Source organism: Streptomyces sp. NPDC058373, assembly GCF_042723275.1.
Taxonomy (GTDB): Bacteria; Actinomycetota; Actinomycetes; order Streptomycetales; family Streptomycetaceae; genus Streptomyces.
Map to the genome: position 1 here is coordinate 78,350 of NZ_JBHXJE010000023.1, position 16,322 is coordinate 94,671.

General features: G+C 72.5%; 15 protein-coding genes and 1 pseudogene. 12 read left to right on the forward strand and 4 right to left on the reverse strand.

Annotated elements, in window-relative coordinates; translation table 11 throughout:
- Positions 1 to 497 precede the first annotated feature (497 nt).
- Positions 498 to 737 carry a hypothetical protein gene (locus ACFWMZ_RS15755; RefSeq protein ID WP_383201978.1) on the forward strand — a complete coding sequence of 80 codons (240 nt, stop codon included), beginning with the start codon at positions 498 to 500 and terminating at the stop codon, positions 735 to 737.
- Between the two features lie 166 nt (positions 738 to 903).
- Here ACFWMZ_RS15755 and ACFWMZ_RS15760 read toward each other — a convergent pair whose 3' ends face one another.
- The gene (locus ACFWMZ_RS15760) at positions 904 to 1,812 is read right to left on the reverse strand and encodes a hypothetical protein (protein WP_383201980.1); all 909 of its coding nucleotides are present in this window, start codon (positions 1,810 to 1,812) and stop codon (positions 904 to 906) included.
- 71 nt (positions 1,813 to 1,883) lie between these two features.
- Here ACFWMZ_RS15760 and ACFWMZ_RS15765 point away from each other — a divergent pair, with 71 nt between their 5' ends.
- From ACFWMZ_RS15765 to ACFWMZ_RS15795, 7 genes are all read left to right on the forward strand, one after another.
- Positions 1,884 to 2,816: a Ppx/GppA family phosphatase gene (locus ACFWMZ_RS15765; RefSeq protein WP_383201983.1), complete on the forward strand. Its 933-nt coding sequence runs from the start codon at positions 1,884 to 1,886 to the stop codon at positions 2,814 to 2,816.
- 624 nt (positions 2,817 to 3,440) lie between these two features.
- Positions 3,441 to 4,292, forward strand: coding sequence for an NmrA/HSCARG family protein (locus ACFWMZ_RS15770; protein WP_383183722.1), 852 nt, complete (start codon positions 3,441 to 3,443; stop codon positions 4,290 to 4,292).
- 133 nt (positions 4,293 to 4,425) lie between these two features.
- Complete coding sequence (locus ACFWMZ_RS15775; RefSeq protein ID WP_383201986.1) at positions 4,426 to 5,262, forward strand: sugar phosphate isomerase/epimerase family protein; 837 nt, start codon at positions 4,426 to 4,428, stop codon at positions 5,260 to 5,262.
- A complete protein-coding gene (locus tag ACFWMZ_RS15780; RefSeq protein WP_383183726.1) occupies positions 5,259 to 5,897 on the forward strand; it encodes a TetR family transcriptional regulator in 639 nt (212 codons plus the stop codon). The genes ACFWMZ_RS15775 and ACFWMZ_RS15780 overlap by 4 nt, the downstream gene beginning before the upstream one ends.
- 148 nt (positions 5,898 to 6,045) lie before the next feature.
- Positions 6,046 to 7,896, forward strand: a complete 1,851-nt coding sequence (gene ilvD, locus ACFWMZ_RS15785; protein ID WP_383201989.1) for a dihydroxy-acid dehydratase — start codon at positions 6,046 to 6,048, stop codon at positions 7,894 to 7,896.
- A gap of 480 nt (positions 7,897 to 8,376) precedes the next feature.
- Positions 8,377 to 8,850, forward strand: a complete 474-nt coding sequence (locus ACFWMZ_RS15790; protein ID WP_383202011.1) for a MarR family winged helix-turn-helix transcriptional regulator — start codon at positions 8,377 to 8,379, stop codon at positions 8,848 to 8,850.
- A gap of 92 nt (positions 8,851 to 8,942) precedes the next feature.
- Positions 8,943 to 9,428, forward strand: coding sequence for a hypothetical protein (locus ACFWMZ_RS15795; protein WP_383183732.1), 486 nt, complete (start codon positions 8,943 to 8,945; stop codon positions 9,426 to 9,428).
- A 15-nt stretch (positions 9,429 to 9,443) separates the two neighbouring features.
- On the opposite strand, the gene ACFWMZ_RS15800 is transcribed toward ACFWMZ_RS15795, so the two are convergent.
- On the reverse strand, positions 9,444 to 9,656 hold the full coding sequence (locus tag ACFWMZ_RS15800; protein WP_383183734.1) for a DUF4287 domain-containing protein: 213 nt from the start codon (positions 9,654 to 9,656) through the stop codon (positions 9,444 to 9,446).
- Positions 9,657 to 10,025: 369 nt separating this feature from the next.
- On the opposite strand from ACFWMZ_RS15800, the gene ACFWMZ_RS15805 reads away from it, so the two are divergent.
- Positions 10,026 to 10,886 (forward strand): class I SAM-dependent methyltransferase, encoded by an 861-nt coding sequence (locus ACFWMZ_RS15805; RefSeq protein WP_383201992.1) that lies wholly within the window; start codon positions 10,026 to 10,028, stop codon positions 10,884 to 10,886.
- Here ACFWMZ_RS15805 and ACFWMZ_RS15810 read toward each other — a convergent pair.
- Positions 10,852 to 11,619, reverse strand: a pseudogene (locus tag ACFWMZ_RS15810) (SulP family inorganic anion transporter); the annotation flags it as partial. The gene ACFWMZ_RS15805 and the pseudogene ACFWMZ_RS15810 sit on opposite strands and share 35 nt — an antisense overlap.
- Before the next feature lie 497 nt (positions 11,620 to 12,116).
- Between ACFWMZ_RS15810 and ACFWMZ_RS15815 the strand changes: the two are divergent.
- The 3 genes from ACFWMZ_RS15815 (at position 12,117) to proC (ending at position 14,643) form a co-directional block, all read left to right on the forward strand.
- Positions 12,117 to 12,929: an ABC transporter ATP-binding protein gene (locus tag ACFWMZ_RS15815; RefSeq protein WP_383201995.1), complete on the forward strand. Its 813-nt coding sequence runs from the start codon at positions 12,117 to 12,119 to the stop codon at positions 12,927 to 12,929.
- A complete protein-coding gene (locus ACFWMZ_RS15820) occupies positions 12,926 to 13,714 on the forward strand; it encodes an ABC transporter permease (protein ID WP_383201998.1) in 789 nt (262 codons plus the stop codon). The genes ACFWMZ_RS15815 and ACFWMZ_RS15820 overlap by 4 nt, the downstream gene beginning before the upstream one ends.
- A gap of 119 nt (positions 13,715 to 13,833) precedes the next feature.
- Positions 13,834 to 14,643, forward strand: coding sequence for a pyrroline-5-carboxylate reductase (gene proC / locus ACFWMZ_RS15825; RefSeq protein WP_383202001.1), 810 nt, complete (start codon positions 13,834 to 13,836; stop codon positions 14,641 to 14,643).
- Between the two features lie 45 nt (positions 14,644 to 14,688).
- Here the strand turns inward: proC and trpS are convergent, their stop codons facing one another.
- On the reverse strand, positions 14,689 to 15,684 hold the full coding sequence (gene trpS, locus ACFWMZ_RS15830) for a tryptophan--tRNA ligase (RefSeq protein WP_383202005.1): 996 nt from the start codon (positions 15,682 to 15,684) through the stop codon (positions 14,689 to 14,691).
- Positions 15,685 to 16,322: the final 638 nt, after the last annotated feature.

A 16,322-nucleotide genomic window follows, 5' to 3' on the forward strand; every position in this document is an offset into this window, starting at 1 on the left:
GAATTACCGCGCATTGCGCAGAGTTGGCATCGTGGTGGGTGGCTCTGCGTATCGGGTCGTTCATGGCGCCTAGTAAGTCGGCGGCTACGGTGAAAGCAGCCAGCCCTGCGCTCGATGCGATTGGCTGGGACGACATCATGGCTTTCATGCCTGGGACAGGGTCGAGATCAACCTTCCCCGGGGAGTCAATTGGGGCACCGCCTCAAGGGGAGCGGGAAGAGGGGTACCTGCCAGGCTGCAGGCCCTTCAGGGCGGTGGGCTTTGTGCCGCGAAGCCTCGGTTCTGCAACTGGCGCATCGACTTCAGCCATGCGGATACAAACGGGAAAACCTGTAAGACGTCTCGCGGGGAAAGCTCGTAACGTCTGCGAGAGGTATCCGAAAAGAGAAGCTGCCGAGCAGACGCTGCCTCATTACGGGAAGGCGTGTGCCAAGATCTATGTGAATTCATCCTTGCGGGACTCAGTGTCACTATGCCGTCAAGCGAGGTGACGGGGAATGCTGCGAAGGAGGGAAAGTGACAAGGGTCCCTACTGGAAGGGCGAGACCGGTGTATTCCTGCTCGGGGCGTTGGTTGTATTGCTCCTGACGCTCTACGCGCCAGGTATGCCGCACGTATTGGACGTCGGCGCGATCGCGGTTGCTGCGTTGGGCGGCGTGATCGTGATGTCGATCTACCGAGGGCGCCGACGCCGCCACACGCCGTACAACGGTGATCAGGGCGGCCCGACGGCGTGAGCGGCCCGGTGGCGTCGAGGTGACGGCCGGGGACTGAGGCGTCGGCGCCACGGTCCCCAGGGGACCAGGCGCGACCCGGTGGGGCTGACCTCCCGCGCCCCTTGGACACGCTCGATCGGCAGTCCGGGGCGGGACAGGCTGCCGACTACTGACGGACCCGATCCGGCTACGCCCCCGTCACCGGATCCGCCGGATGAGGCGCGACCATCGGCAGTTGCGAGGCCAGCCGGGCCTCGCAGTGTTCGACGAGGCGGTCGTACCCCGCCTTGCCCATGAGTTCGCGCAGCTCCGGCCCGTAGCTCACGTAGACCGGGTCGCCGGCGCCGTGAGCGGAGGTGGCCGAGGTGCACCACCAGTGCAGGTCGTGACCGCCCGAGCCCCAGCCCCGCCGGTCGTACTCCCCGATGGAGACCTGGAGCACGCGCGTGTCGTCGGGGCGGTCGATCCACTCGTAGGTCCGCCGGACCGGTAGCTGCCAGCAGACGTCGGGCTTGGTCTCCAGGGGCTCGCGGCCCTCGCGCAGCGCGAGGATGTGGAGCGAGCAGCCCGCTCCGCCCGCGAAACCCGGGCGGTTCTGGAAGATGCAGGAGCCCTGCCAGCGCCGGGTCTGCCGGTCACCGTCCTCGTCCTGCTGGACCCAGCCGGAGTCGGTGCCCACGTCGTGGTGCTGCCAGATGTCAGGCGTGAGCCTCGCCACATGGCCCGCAACCCGCTCCTCGTCCTCCTCGTCGGAGAAGTGGGCGCCCAGCGTGCAGCAGCCGTCGTCCGCGCGGCCCGCCTGGATGCCCTGGCAGCCGCTGCCGAAGACGCAGTGCCAGCGCGAGGTCAGCCAGGTCAGATCGCAGCGGAACACCTGCTCGTCGTCGGCCGGATCGGGAAACTCCACCCAGGCACGGGCGAAATCGAGCCCCTGCTCGTCCGGAACCCGCTGCTCCCGCGTGCCCTTGCCCATCTTCGCCGCCTTCACCTTGCCTTTCTTCCCCCGGACCTGCTCCGGCGGCGTCCCAGGTGTCCCGGGAGCCGCATCCGCCGCCTCGGCGGGGCGGTCGTCCTTCGCCTTTTTCGTCTTTGGCACGTTTCCAGCCTATGCGGGAGGGCGGCCGACCGAAGACCGTGCGACGCCGGGCGGGCAGTAGCGTTCCCCGTATGAGACTCGGTGTCCTCGACGTGGGTTCGAACACGGTGCATCTGCTGGTGGTCGACGCCCACCCCGGTGCGCGCCCGCTGCCCGCGCACTCCCACAAGACCGACCTGCGCCTCGCCCAGCTTCTCGACGAGTCCGGCGCGATCACGCAGGAGGGTGTGGAGCGGCTGGTCGACAGCGTCGGCGGCGCCCTGGCCGCCGCCGAGGACAAGGGCGTCGAGGAGTTGCTGCCGTTCGCCACCTCGGCGGTCCGGGAGGCGGCCAACGGCGACGACGTGCTGGCCCGGGTCCACGAGGAGACCGGCGTCGCGCTGCGGGTCATCTCCGGCGAGGACGAGGCACGCCTCACCTTCCTCGCCGCCCGCCGCTGGTACGGCTGGTCGGCCGGGCGGCTGCTCGTCCTCGACATCGGCGGCGGCTCCCTGGAGATCGCCTACGGCATCGACGAGGAGCCCGACGTCTCCGTCTCCCTGCCGCTGGGCGCCGGGCGGCTCACGGCCGGACGGCTGCCCGGGGACCCGCCCGACGCCGACGACGTACGGGCGCTGCGCAAGGACGTGCGGACACAGATCGCCCGGGTCGTCGGCGAGTTCAGCCGCTTCGGCGCGCCGGACCACGTCGTCGCCACCTCGAAGACCTTCAAGCAGTTGGCGCGGCTCGCCGGAGCCGCCCGCTCCGCCGAGGGGCTGTACGTACAGCGCGAGCTGAAGCGGAAGTCGCTGGAGGAGTGGGCCCCCCGGCTGGCGGCCATGCCCGCCGCCGAGCGGGCGCAGCTGCCCGGCGTCTCGGAGGGCAGGGCGGCCCAGCTCCCGGCGGGTGCGCTGGTCGCCGAGGCGGCGATGGACCTGTTCGGCGTGGAGACGCTGGAGATATGCCCGTGGGCGCTCCGCGAGGGCGTCATCCTGCGGCACCTGGACCACATGCCGCCGCAGTGAGGACCTTGGCGGGGCCGGGCCCCGGCAGCCGGCCCCTGCCGGACCCCGGCCGACGCCGCGCACGCCCACCCCCGCTTGGAACCACCCCGCCCCGCCCGCGCGCCCCCGCACACGGCGGGCGGATGCGCACCCCACCCCGTACGCGCCGCACATCCCCCATCCGCACGCCAAGGCGAACAGCACCACCAGCGGCCAAGCCGGCCAAGCCGGCCAAGCCGGCCAAGCCGCTCCAGCCGGCCAAGCCGCTCCAGCCGCAGACCACACAGATCCCCCCACGCCAGTCCCCCGATCGCCTCACCCGCCCCGCCCCACACCAGGCGGTTCGAGGAGGTCATGCCCGCCCCTGCCCGCCCCACCCAGGCGCACGGATGTGCGAATGGGGGCGTGCGGTGTTCCCCCGCGAGCCTCACGAGCCCCGCGCGCCCACCACGTCACCCTTCGCTCCACCCGCCCCACTCCAGAGGTGAGTCACTCCCTCCCGGCAAGGTTGACACCGCGGGGATCGGGAACGGACATAAGAGACCTAACGTCAATCCCGTTCCACCCGCCCCCGGTCGGCGGGCGGACGGACCCCGGCGTACCCCCGCAGCCGCGGAACGCGACCCCACCCCCAGGAGGCGACTCATGACCATCGCGGTACTCGGCGCCACCGGCGGTCAGGGCGGCGCGGTCACCGCCGCGCTGCTGCGGACAGGACACCAGGTCAGAGCGATGGTGCGGGATCCGGGCAGCGCCCGCGCCCAGGTCCTCGCGGGAGCGGGCGTCTCCATCGTCGAGGGCGACCTCACCGACGCCGACGCGCTGACCACGCTCTTCCACTCCACCGATGCCGCCTTCGCCGTCACCACCCCGTTCCAGGACGGCCTGGACGCCGAGAAGGAGCAGGGCGCGGCGGTCGTCCGCGCCGCCGAGCGGGCGGGTCTGCCGCACCTGGTCTTCTCCTCCGTCGCCGGGGCCGACCAGCACACCGGCGTCCCGCACTTCGAGACCAAGGCGCACACCGAACGCCTCCTCGCCGCCGCCGACGTGCCCTCCACCATCGTCGCCCCCACCTACTTCTACGAGAACGCCCTCGGCCTCGCCGACGAGATCGAGGCCGGTTTCGTCGCCCTCCCGCTCGACCCGGAGACCCGGCTCCAACAGGTCGCCCGCCACGACCTCGGCCATGTCGTCACCGCGATCGTCGCCGCCCCCGCCACGTGGACCGGCGAGCGCGTAGAACTGGCCGGGGACGACCCCACCGGCCCCCAGATGGCCGCCGCGATCGGCGCCGCCACCGACCGCGACCTGCGCTTCCGCCAGACCCCTCCGGACGCCGTCCGCGACGCCGACCCGGACATGGGCGCCATGTGGAGCTTCCTCGCCGACCACGGCTACCAGGTCGACATCCCCGCCCTGCACGCCCGCTTCCCCACCGTCCCGTGGACCACCTACGCCGACTGGGCCGAGTCCCAGCGCTGGCCCTCCGAGGACTGACCGGAGCCCGCCGGCCGACCGGCGCCGGGACCCCGCCCCCGTACACACCCCTACTGGGCGGGGGCGGGTGAGTCATCGCACCCCCGGCCCCCGCCCCGGGCCACACCCCGGCGCCTTCGTTACGCTGTTCCTCGTGGCAGAACCAGTGGTGCGCATCCCCGATGCGAAGGTCGCCCTGTCGACGGCCTCGGTCTATCCGGAGTCGACGGCGACGGCCTTCGAGATCGCGGCGCGCCTCGGCTACGACGGCGTCGAGGTCATGGTCTGGACCGACCCGGTCAGCCAGGACATCGACGCGCTGCGCCGACTCTCCGACTACCACCGGATACCGGTCCTCGCCGTCCACGCCCCCTGCCTGCTGATCACCCAGCGGGTCTGGTCCACCGACCCCTGGACCAAGCTCCAGCGCGCGAAGTCGGCCGCCGAGCGGCTCGGCGCCTCCACCGTCGTCGTCCATCCGCCCTTCCGCTGGCAGCGCCAGTACGCCAAGGACTTCGTCTCCGGCATCTGGCGGATGGCCGACGAGACGGACGTCCGCTTCGCCGTCGAGAACATGTACCCGTGGCGCTACCGCGACCGCGAGATGCTCGCCTACGCGCCAGACTGGGACGTCACCAAGGACGACTACCGCCACTTCACCGTCGACCTCTCGCACACCGCGACGGCCCGCACCGACGCCCTCGACATGATCGACCGCATGGGCGACCGCCTCGCCCACCTCCACCTCGCCGACGGCGCCGGCTCCAACAAGGACGAGCACCTCGTCCCCGGCCGGGGCACGCAGCCCTGCGCCCAGACCCTGGAGCGCCTCGCCGCCCGCGGCTTCGACGGCCACGTCGTCATCGAGGTCAACACCCGGCGCGCCATGTCCAGCGCCGAACGCGAGGCCGACCTCGCCGAAGCCCTCGCCTTCACCCGCCTCCACCTGACCGCCACCCCGTCGCCGCGCACCTCCGGCCCCGGCCTGTGACACCGGACGCCCCCCGCCGCCGGGGACGCCCCTCCCTCCGGTCGGCCGCCGAGGCCCCGGCCGCCCGCGACCGCATCCTCGCCGCCGCCCGCGAGGAGTTCTCCGCCCGCGGCTACGACAAGACCTCGATCCGCCGGATCGCCCAGGCCGCGGGCGTCGACCCGGCCCTCGTCCACCACTACTTCGGCACCAAGGACGCGATCTTCGCCGCCGCCGTCGACCTCTCCCTGGAACTGCCCGCCAAGGCGCTCCCCGCCCTCCTCGCCGACGGCCCCGACGGCGTCGGCGAACGCGTCGCCCGCCTCTTCCTGGGCGTCTGGGAGGACCCGAGGACCCGCGGGCCCGTGCTGGCGGTGGTCCGCTCGGCCCTCACCCACGAGGCGGCCCGCGACATCATGCGCCGCTTCGTCATGCGCAACCTGCTGGAGCGCGTCGCCGCCGAGGTCGCCGTCCCCGACCCCACCCTCCGCGCCGAACTGGCCGCCTCCCAGCTCATCGGCGTTGCCATGCTCCGTTACGTACTGGAGCTGGAGCCCCTCGCCTCCGCCGACGCCGAGACCGTCATCGCCACCGTCGCCCCGACCCTCCAGCGGTACCTGACCGACCCGGACGCGGTACCGGCCACCGGCGTCTGAGCTGCCAGGGGCCCGGGCCGTGAGGCGCGTGCCGGAGGACACAGCCCCGCTGTCCCACGGCGTGGACAAACTGTCCACGAATCGGCACGGAAGGCGTACGCTCGAAGCCAGTCCTACCCCCCAGAAGGCCCAGAAGGAGCGAGCGACGATGCCCGAGCTGAGGTCCCGCACAGTCACCCACGGCCGCAACATGGCGGGCGCCCGCGCCCTCATGCGGGCCTCCGGTGTAGCGAGCGAGGACATCGGCAAGCCGATCATCGCCGTCGCCAACTCCTTCACCGAGTTCGTCCCGGGCCACACCCACCTCCAGCCGGTCGGCCGGATCGTCTCCGAGGCGATCAAGGCCGCGGGCGCCGTCCCCCGCGAGTTCAACACCATCGCGGTCGACGACGGCATCGCCATGGGCCACGGCGGCATGCTGTACTCCCTGCCCTCCCGCGACCTCATCGCGGACTCGGTCGAGTACATGGTGGAGGCGCACTGCGCCGACGCCCTGATCTGCATCTCCAACTGCGACAAGATCACCCCCGGCATGCTGATGGCCGCCCTGCGGCTCAACATCCCGACGATCTTCGTCTCCGGCGGCCCCATGGAGGCCGGCCAGGCCACCCTGGTCGACGGCACCGTGCGAAAACTCGACCTGGTCAACGCGATCAGCGACGCGGTCGACGAGAACGTCTCCGACGAGGACATCCTCCGCATCGAGGAGAACGCCTGCCCCACCTGCGGCTCGTGTTCCGGCATGTTCACCGCCAACTCGATGAACTGCCTCACCGAGGCCATCGGCCTCTCCCTCCCGGGCAACGGCTCGGTCCTCGCCACCCACACCGCCCGCAAGGCGCTCTACGAGCGGGCCGGCGCCACCGTGGTCGAGCTGGCCAAGCGGTACTACCAGGACGACGACGCCTCGGTCCTGCCGCGCAACATCGCCACCCGCGAGGCCTTCGAGAACGCCATGGCCCTCGACATCGCCATGGGCGGTTCCACCAACACCATCCTCCACCTGCTCGCCGCCGCCCAGGAGGCCGAGCTCGGGTACGACCTGACCGACATCGACGCCGTCTCGCGCCGCATCCCCTGCCTCGCCAAGGTCGCCCCGAACGTCGCCCCCGGCGGCACGTACTACATGGAGGACGTGCACCGCGCCGGCGGCATCCCCGCCCTCCTCGGCGAGCTGTACCGAGGCGGCCTGCTCAACGAGGACGTCCACACCGTCCACTCCGCCACCATGGACGAGTGGCTGAAGACCTGGGACGTGCGCGGCGGCTCGCCCTCCGCCGAGGCCCTGGAACTCTGGTACGCGGCCCCCGGCTGCCGCCGCACCGCCGAGGCGTTCTCCCAGTCCGAGCGGTGGGACTCGCTCGACACGGACGCGGCCGGCGGCTGCATCCGCTCCGTCGAGCACGCCTACTCCGAGGACGGCGGCCTCGCGGTCCTGCGCGGCAACATCGCGGTCGACGGCTGCGTCGTCAAGACCGCCGGTGTCGACGAGTCGATCTGGACCTTCGAGGGCCCGGCCGTGGTCTGCGAGTCGCAGGAGGAGGCCGTCGACAAGATCCTCCGCAAGGAGATCAAGGACGGCGACGTCGTCGTCATCCGCTACGAGGGCCCCAAGGGCGGCCCCGGCATGCAGGAGATGCTCTACCCGACCTCCTTCCTGAAGGGCCGCGGCCTGGGCAAGACCTGCGCGCTCGTCACCGACGGCCGCTTCTCCGGCGGCACCTCGGGCCTCTCCATCGGCCACGCCTCCCCGGAGGCGGCCTCGGGCGGCACCATCGCCCTGGTCGAGGACGGCGACCGCATCCGCATCGACATCCCCAACCGCTCCATCGACCTCCTCGTGGACGACGCCACCCTCGACGCCCGCCGCGAAGCCCTCGGCGGCCGCTACGAGCCCGTGGCCCGCGAGCGCAAGGTCTCCGCAGCCCTCCGCGCCTACGCCGCCATGGCCACCAGCGCCGACAAGGGCGCGATCCGCGACGTGACGATGCTGGGCTGACCCCGCCCGGGCCCGACGGGTCCGCGCAACCGGCACCGGCCCCGGCCGCCCCGTTCGGGCGCGCCGGGGCCGAGGCGGGTCCCCCCCCCACGACGAACCAGGCATGACGACCTTCCTCCGCGCCAGGTGCGACGCCCCGCTCACCCCTGACCTACGGCTCCTCCCCGAGGTCCCGGACGCCACCCGCGACAAGGACCGCGACCGCGCGACGGGCCTCGCCCCCTCGGCCGTCCCGCGCGGCCATCACGCCCGCGACCCAGGACAGTGGGGCGCCCCCTTCGCCCCCGCCCGGGCACCCACCGCCGCCGGACCGCCGACAGCCGCGCCCAGCTCCTCCCGCCCGCGCTGGTGGACCATGTCTCCACCAGCCCCCGCGACACCCTGATCATCCACCGTGACGACGCCCCGGCCCTGCGTCTTCTCCCCGTACCGGCCTCCCACCACGGCTGCTGCGGTCCCCTCGGCACCGGCGGCAGCCCCGTGCGCCGAGACGATCTCCTGCCCGAGGCCGAGCTGACCTACCTGCTCGGCATGGCCTTCCAGCTGGTGGCGGCCGAGTTCAACGACCGGCTCGCCGCCGTGGGCGAGGGCGGCCTGCGCCCCGTCCACGGCATGGTCTTCCAGATCCTCGCCCGCACCCCCGCCACCAGCAGCGAACTGGCGGAGCGGCTGGGCGTCACCAAACAGGCCGCCGACCAGATCGTGGACGACCTGGAGCGCCGCGGCTACGTCCGCCGCGACCCCCACCCGGCGGGCGGCCGCCGCAAACTCCTCGTCCTCACCGCCGACGCCCGCGCCCACCTGGCCGTGGCCGGCCGCGTCCTGCACGACCTGGAGGCCGAGCTCGCCAGCCGCCACCAGGGCGCCACTCTCGACACCCTCCGCACCGAACTCGCCCACCTCGTCCGCACCCTCAAGGCCGACGCCCTCCCCCCACTCGGCCCCACCTGGTGACCACCCCGCCGAACGAACGAGATCCTTTACGACGGCCCCCTCTCGTCGGGCCCCTCCCGCCCCCCCCGTCGCCGACCAGAGATAATCCTCCCGTGAGCGACTCGACCCGCCCCACCGCACCCGGCCCCCACCCCGAGCCGATCCGCTTCTTCGGCACCACCTGGCTCGACCACTCCGGCCGCTACGGCCTGCGCCGCGCCGCCGTGGCCGTGGGCTCCCTCGCCCTCGCCGCCGTCAGCGCCCTGCTGCTCCGCATCGGCTACCAGGGCATGGCCCTCGCCGAGGTCGGCTGGCTGCTCAACGTCCTGGTGGTCGGCATGTTCGCCCTCTGCACCGCCATCGCTTTCGGCCGGGCCTGGGAGAGCTTCTCCAAGCGCCCCGACCCGGAGCGGCAGCAGTCCCTCAAGGGCCTGATGGCCATCGGGTTCCTCGGCGTCCTCGTCGCCTGGGCCCTGCGCAGCCTCCGCGAGGCACCGGGGGAGGGGCTGCACCGCGCCGAGTACGAGGAAGCCGTGGAGCAGGCGGCCCGCCGCCGGGCCCGCCGCACCGGCCATCCGGGACGCCGGGCCAAGCGCTGACCCGGCGCCCCGGAATCACGTGGCTCGGTCCTCGGCGAGCGTGTGCGCGACGAGGGCGTTGGCGTGACCGTGGCCGAGGCCGTGCTCGGCCTTGAGCCAGGAGACCAGCTCCATGTGCTTGGTCAGCGGCGACGAGCGGATGAGCTCCTCCCACTCCGCCACCGGGCGCCCGTACTTCTTCTCGATCGACGGGAAGTAACTGGCAGGGCCCTTCACGGTGTCCGACATGGCGACAACTCCTTCTGACCGCGTTCTCACGGTGCGTCCTCCTGGACGTTTGGACTTCGGGCGTTCTGCGTGTCCCGGGGGCCCCGGGCGCCCCGGGTATGTCGGGTGGTGTCCCGGACACGGGCCGGTGATCTCAACTCCCACAGCCGCGGGCGCGGCAATGCCCTCTCCCTCAGGCGGACGGTGGCGTAGGCGGCGCGACCGCTCCGATGCGGCCAGCCGCACGGTGACCACGGCCAGCCACCGCGCCCCGGCCCCGCCGACGCTTGAGGCACCCCCGCCCCCTGGCCCCCACCCGGCCAAGGGTGATACCCACATCCCAGCCCCGACGAAGCCGCAGCCAGCCCCCAGCCCCACCGAAGGACGCCCATGCCCACCGACACCAACCCCCTCGCCGACCGAACGCGCCGAGCCACCTCGTTCAACACCGCCTCGGCCAACTACGCCAAGTACCGCCCCTCCTACCCGCCCGCCCTGTACGAGGCCCTGGCGGAAGCCCTGGGCCGCCCCCTCGCGGGAGCCCGCGTCGCCGACATCGGCGCCGGAACCGGCATCGCCACCGCCCAGCTCCGGCAGGCGGGAGCCCACGTCGTCGCCGTCGAACCCGGCGCAGGCATGGCCGCCGAACTCCACCGCGCCCTCCCCGACACCCCGCTGCTCCAGGGCGACGGCAACGCCCTCCCCTTCGCCGACGCCGCCTTCGACCTCGTCACCTTCGCGCAGTCCTTCCACTGGACCGACCCCGACCGCTCCCTGCCGGAGGCGTACCGCGTGCTGCGCCCCGGCGGCACCCTCGCCCGCTGGTGGAACATCTCCGACCACTCCTACGAGTGGGTCGCCGACCAGGCCGACCGTCTGAAGGCCCACTTCGGCCCGGAGGGCGCGGCCCACGGCGCCCACATCCCCGGCCGTCCCGAAACCGCCGCCACTCCTGGCACGGGCGACCGCTTCAAGGCGACTCCCAGGCCCGGCGGCCCGGACCCCGAGCCCGTGGCCGACGCCCGGGTCACCCACCGGCTCCCGTGGTCCCGCCGCCTCACCGTCGACGACCACCTGGCCAACCTCGCCAGCCACTCCCTCTTCCTCGTCGCCGATGAAGAGCTGGCCCAGGACTTCCTCACCGGCGAACGCGCCGAACTGCTCCGCCTCTTCCCCGACGGCCACGTGGACGAGCGCTACGTCGTCGACCTGGTCCTCACCTCCCGCCCGTCCCACCTGCCGTCCCCCTGACCCCGAGCGCCGCCTGGCCCGGGTCATCCCCGGGCTCGCCGGTGCCCGGGTCGCCGGCGCCCCCACCGTCGGCACGCCCCGCGCGCCACCCCGCCAGCGCCGTGGAGCAGGCATGGTCGAGATGGCGCAGCCCGCCGAGGTCGAGCCGGACGGGCCGGTCCTCCGGCAGCTCGGCCAAGGCGTCCAGCAGCTTCGGCAGGCGGAGGAAGGTGGCGTGGCCCGTCACCCGGACCACCAGCCCTTCCGTCCCCAGGTCCTCGGTGCGCACCTGCACATGGCTGACCTCCCACGCCGTCTTGGCGATGGCCAGCCCCAGCCCCAGCAGCACCCCCTCGAAGAGGTCGGTCACCACGATGGCCACGACGGTCGTACCCAGCACGACGGCCTCCCCGCGGTGCTCCCGCCAGAGCGGACGCCACTGCCGGAGCGGCAGCAGCTTCCACCCGGCGTGGATCAGCAGGGCGGCGAGCGCGGCGACCGGTATCAGCTCCAGCGCAGCGGGAAGCAGCGCGACGAAGAGCAGCAGCCACGCGCCGTGCAGAATCCGCGAGGCCTTGGTCCGGGCGCCCGCCTGGACGTTGGCGGCGCTGCGGACGATCACGGCTGTCATCGGCAGGGCGCCGAGCACCCCGCACACCGTGTTGCCCGCGCCCTGGGCTATCAGCTCCTTGTCGTAGTCGGTGTGAGAGAAGAAGCGAGGAGAACAGCGCACGGAGGAGGGAGCCGCGGCGGCGGCCCCGACGGGGCGGGCCCTTCGCGTAACGAAAACCATTGTCCCGACGGCCCTTCCGGCCGGTCGTCTCCACCGCCCCACTCGCCCCGCACCGGGGTGAACCGCCACTCGGCGAGAGCCGCCCCGGTCCGCACCGCCCGACCGCACGCCCCGCCGCGCTTCCCTTGCCGCCCTCACGCCCACCGCCCCGCCCTCCGCCCCCGGCACCCCACCTGCTGACGTGCACCGGCTCCGCCTCGTCCGGCAGGCGGAGCCTCTGAGGGCTGCCTGCCACCCCCGCCCGACCAGCAACCTCGAACAGCCTCACAAACCAGGCAAGTTCACCCGGAAGTGGCCGTTCCGCGACAGTTCGGTCCCGTCGCCCGCGCTCCCAGCCGCACCGCCTCCCCGAGCCGTGCAAGGGAACCGCGCGCCCCTGCGGGCGCCCTCTCCCGCCACCGCGCCCCCTTGGTCCCGTTCCCTTGACCCGAGCGCCCGACCGGAGGAGTATTCAACACATGGTGAATAAAAAAGAAGCCGCTCCCCGCGGCCCCCTGAGCCCCGGCACCCCAGCCGTCACCGCCGCGGGCCTCACCGTCACCCGAGGCCCCCGCACCGTCCTCCGCGACCTCGACTTCACCGTCCCGCCCGGCCGCATCACCGGCCTGCTCGGCCCGTCCGGCTGCGGCAAGACCACCCTCATGCGCGCCATCACCGGGACCCAGGCCAAGGTCACCGGCACCCTCGACGTCCTCGGCCGCCCCGCGGGCGACGCCCGCCTCCGCCACCGCATCGGCTACGTCACCCAGGCCCCCTCCGTCTACGACGACCTCACCGTCCGGCAGAACCTCGACTACTTCGCCGCCGTACTCGACCCGGGCCGCCCCGCCGCCGACCGCCGCGCCACCGCCGTCCCCCGCGCCATCGCCGACGTCGACCTCACCTCGCACGCCGACACCCTCGCCGGGCAGCTCTCCGGCGGCCAGCGCAGCCGGGTCTCCCTCGCCGTCGCCCTGCTCGGCGCCCCCGAACTCCTCGTCCTCGACGAGCCGACCGTCGGCCTGGACCCCGTACTCCGCCGCGACCTGTGGGACCTCTTCCACCGCCTCGCCGCCGACCGAGGCACCACCCTGCTCGTCTCCTCGCACGTCATGGACGAGGCCGAACGCTGCCACCGCCTCCTCCTCATGCGCGAAGGACGCCTCCTCGCCGAGGACACCCCGCAGGCCCTGCGCACCCGCACCCACCGCGACACCGTCGAAGAAGCCTTCCTGCACCTGGTCGACGCCGCCGACCAGGCGGCCGACCTCCACGAGGAGCGCACCCCATGACCACCACCAGCCAGGCGGCCGCCCCGCACACCCCGCGCCCTGCCGCCTTCTCCGCCTCCCGCAGTTTCGCCACCGCAGCCCGCGTCCTGCGCCAGCTCCGCCACGACCCGCGCACCATCGCCCTGCTGCTGCTCGTGCCCTGCGTGATGATCACGCTGCTCCGCTACGTCTTCGACGGCAGCCCGCGCACCTTCGACGCCATCGGCGCCTCCCTGCTCGGGATCTTCCCGCTCATCACGATGTTCCTGGTCACCTCCATCGCCACCCTCCGCGAACGCACCTCGGGCACCCTCGAACGCCTCCTCGCCATGCCGCTGGGCAAGACGGACCTCATCGCCGGATACGCCCTCGCCTTCGGCGCCCTCGCGGTCCTCCAGTCCGCCCTCGCCACCGCCCTCTCCGTCTGGCTCCTCGGCCTCGACGTCACCGGCTCCCCCTGGCTCCTCCTGCTGGTCGCCCTCCTCGACGCGCTGCTCGGCACCGCCCTCGGCCTCTTCGTCTCCGCCTTCGCCGCCTCGGAGTTCCAGGCCGTCCAGTTCATGCCGGCGGTGATCTTCCCGCAGCTGCTGCTCTGCGGCCTCTTCACCCCGCGCGACCGCATGCACCCCGTCCTCGAAGCCGTCTCCGACGCGATGCCCATGTCGTACGCGGTCGACGCGATGAACGAAGTTCTCACCCGATCGGGTGTCACCGGCCTCTTCCTCCGCGACATCGCCATCGTCGCCGGGTGCGCCGTGCTCGTCCTCGCCCTCGGCGCCGCCACCCTCCGCCGCCGCACCACCTGACCCACCCCGCCCCCACATCGGACGACCGCCCTGCGGACACCCCCGCGCCGCACCGCCCCCCGGTGCGAGGATGACCCGCGGAACGGCACGTACGGCACCACGCGGAGGGCGAACCCGACATGACCCAGAAAGTCGCAGTGCTCGGCACCGGCAAGATCGGCGAGGCCCTGCTCAGCGGGATGATCCGCGCCGGATGGTCCCCCGCGGACCTCCTCGTCACCGCCCGCCGCTCCGAGCGCGCCGAGACCCTCCGCGAGCGGTACGGCGTCACCCCGGTCACCAACGCCGAGGCCGCCAAGAGCGCCGACACCCTCATCCTCACGGTCAAGCCGCAGGACATGGGCGCCCTCGTCGACGAGCTCGCCCCCCACGTCCCCGCCGACCGCCTGGTCATCAGCGGCGCCGCCGGCATCCCCACCGCGTACTACGAGGAGCGCCTGGCCGCCGGCACCCCCGTCGTCCGGGTCATGACCAACACCCCCGCCCTCGTGGACGAGGCGATGTCGGTGATCTCCGGCGGTACGCACGCCAACCCCGCACACCTCGCCATCGCCGAGGAGATCTTCGGCGGCGTCGGCAAGACCCTCCGCGTCCCCGAGTCCCAGCAGGACGCCGCCACCGCCCTCTCCGGTTCGGGCCCCGCCTACTTCTACTTCCTGGTCGAGGCGATGACCGACGCGGGCATCCTGCTCGGCCTGCCCCGCTCCCAGGCCCACGACCTCATCGTCCAGGCCGCGATCGGCGCCGCCGTCATGCTCCGCGACAGCGGCGAGCACCCCGTGAAGCTCCGCGAGGCCGTGACGTCCCCGGCCGGCACCACCATCAACGCCATCCGCGAACTGGAGAACCACGGCGTCCGCGCCGCCCTCATCGCCGCCCTCGAAGCCGCCCGCGACCGCAGCCGCGAACTGGCCTCCGGCAACGGCTGACCAGCGAAAGGGGCGGGGCACCCCACGGCGCCCCGCCCCACCCGCTCACGCCGGAAGCAGCCCCACCGCCCGGTACGCCTCGTCCACCACGGGCCGCGCCATCGCCCGCGCCCGCTCGGCCCCGCGCCGCAGCACCGCGTCCACCTCCCCGGGGTCGGACACCAACGCGGCATGCCGCTCGCGCACCGGCCGCAGCAGCACCTCCACCGCCTCGGCCGTGTCCTTCTTCAACGCCCCGTACGACGTGTACTGCCCGGCCAGCTTCTCGGGATCGGCAGCGGTGCTCGCCGCCAAAATCTCCAGCAGATTGGTCACCCCGGGCATCCGCTCCCGGTCGTGGCGCACCTCGCGCCCGCTGTCGGTGACCGCCCGCATCACCTTCCGCCGCACCACCTCCGGCTCGTCCAGCAGATAGATGATGCCCGCCCCCGACTCATGGGACTTCCCCATCTTGGCGCCCGGCTCCTGGAGATCCATGACCCGCGCGCCCACCGGCGGCCTGGTCGCCCGCGGCACCACGAAGGCCTGCCCGTACCGCTGGTTGAACCGCTCCGCGAGGTCCCGCGTCAGTTCGACGTGCTGGGTCTGGTCCTCACCCACCGGCACCTCGTCCGTCCGGTACGCCAGGATGTCCGCCGCCATCAGCACCGGATAGGTCAGCAGCGAAAGCCGCACACTCCCGCCGCGCTCCCGCTCCTTCGCCGACTTCTCCTTGTACTGGATCATCCGGCGCATCTCCCCGTCGCTTGCGACGCACTCCAGGAGATAGGAGAGCCGCGCGTGCTCGTCCACATGGCTCTGCACGAAGACCGTGCACCGCTCCGGATCGAGCCCCGCCGCCAGCAGCAGCGTCGCCGCCTGCCGACTGAGTCTGCGCACCCGCGCCGGGTCGTGCTCGACGGTCAGCGCGTGCAGATCCACCACGCAGAACAGCGCGTCCGCCCGGTGCTGGTCACTCTCCACCCACTGCCGGACCGCCCCCAGGTAGTTCCCCAGCGTCAGATGCCCGGTCGGCTTGATCCCGCTGAATACCCGCGTCATCTCTCTCCTGCCTCTCTCCGAGGGCCCCGCACCATCCGGCCGGCAGCCCCCCGTCAGGGAGGAGATACGCCAACGGCCGCCGATACGGCGGCCGTTGCATGCATACGTCAGGGCTGGCCGCCGTCAGGCGGCCCACCAGAGCCCGTTGTACGTACGCGTGGTCACGGGGCGAGCTTAGACCGGAACCACCCCGAGTTGACAGCCCCTGGACCCCCTCCGTAAGGTCCACCGAGTTGCCCGACGTGAGCGCCGGTTCCCTCCGGTCCCCGGGCAGCCAATCCGCAGGACCTCTTCAGAGCGAACAGCCATCTGGCCGGCCGTTCCTGTTGCGCATTGCGGAAAGAGGAATCCGCGCCCCGAGAGGGACGCCCCCGATTAGCTCGGGGAAAAGGAATCCGCTAAAGTCTCACTCGTCGGAACGGCCCAACAGCCGGGAAGGCAGAACCCGCTGACTGGGAATCAGGCCCGAAAGGATCTGATAGAGTCGGAACCGCCGGAAAGGGAAAAGCGAAGCGGAAACGCGGAGCAGGAACCTGAAAGGCACCGAGGAAATCGGACACGAAAGAGTCTGATAGAGTCGGAAACACGAAATACCGAAGGGAAGCGCCCGGAGGAAAGCCCGAGAGGGTGAGTACAAA

What these genes read in the sequence shown, in the direction of transcription:
- ACFWMZ_RS15755 (WP_383201978.1), top strand. Translation starts at nt 498, where the DNA reads ATGCTGCGAAGGAGGGAAAGTGACAAGGGTCCCTACTGGAAGGGCGAG.
- ACFWMZ_RS15765 (WP_383201983.1), top strand. Translation starts at nt 1,884, where the DNA reads ATGAGACTCGGTGTCCTCGACGTGGGTTCGAACACGGTGCATCTGCTG.
- ACFWMZ_RS15770 (WP_383183722.1), top strand. Translation starts at nt 3,441, where the DNA reads ATGACCATCGCGGTACTCGGCGCCACCGGCGGTCAGGGCGGCGCGGTC.
- ilvD (WP_383201989.1), top strand. Translation starts at nt 6,046, where the DNA reads ATGCCCGAGCTGAGGTCCCGCACAGTCACCCACGGCCGCAACATGGCG.
- ACFWMZ_RS15800 (WP_383183734.1), bottom strand. Translation starts at nt 9,656, where the DNA reads ATGTCGGACACCGTGAAGGGCCCTGCCAGTTACTTCCCGTCGATCGAG.
- ACFWMZ_RS15805 (WP_383201992.1), top strand. Translation starts at nt 10,026, where the DNA reads ATGCCCACCGACACCAACCCCCTCGCCGACCGAACGCGCCGAGCCACC.
- ACFWMZ_RS15815 (WP_383201995.1), top strand. Translation starts at nt 12,117, where the DNA reads ATGGTGAATAAAAAAGAAGCCGCTCCCCGCGGCCCCCTGAGCCCCGGC.
- ACFWMZ_RS15820 (WP_383201998.1), top strand. Translation starts at nt 12,926, where the DNA reads ATGACCACCACCAGCCAGGCGGCCGCCCCGCACACCCCGCGCCCTGCC.
- proC (WP_383202001.1), top strand. Translation starts at nt 13,834, where the DNA reads ATGACCCAGAAAGTCGCAGTGCTCGGCACCGGCAAGATCGGCGAGGCC.
- trpS (WP_383202005.1), bottom strand. Translation starts at nt 15,684, where the DNA reads ATGACGCGGGTATTCAGCGGGATCAAGCCGACCGGGCATCTGACGCTG.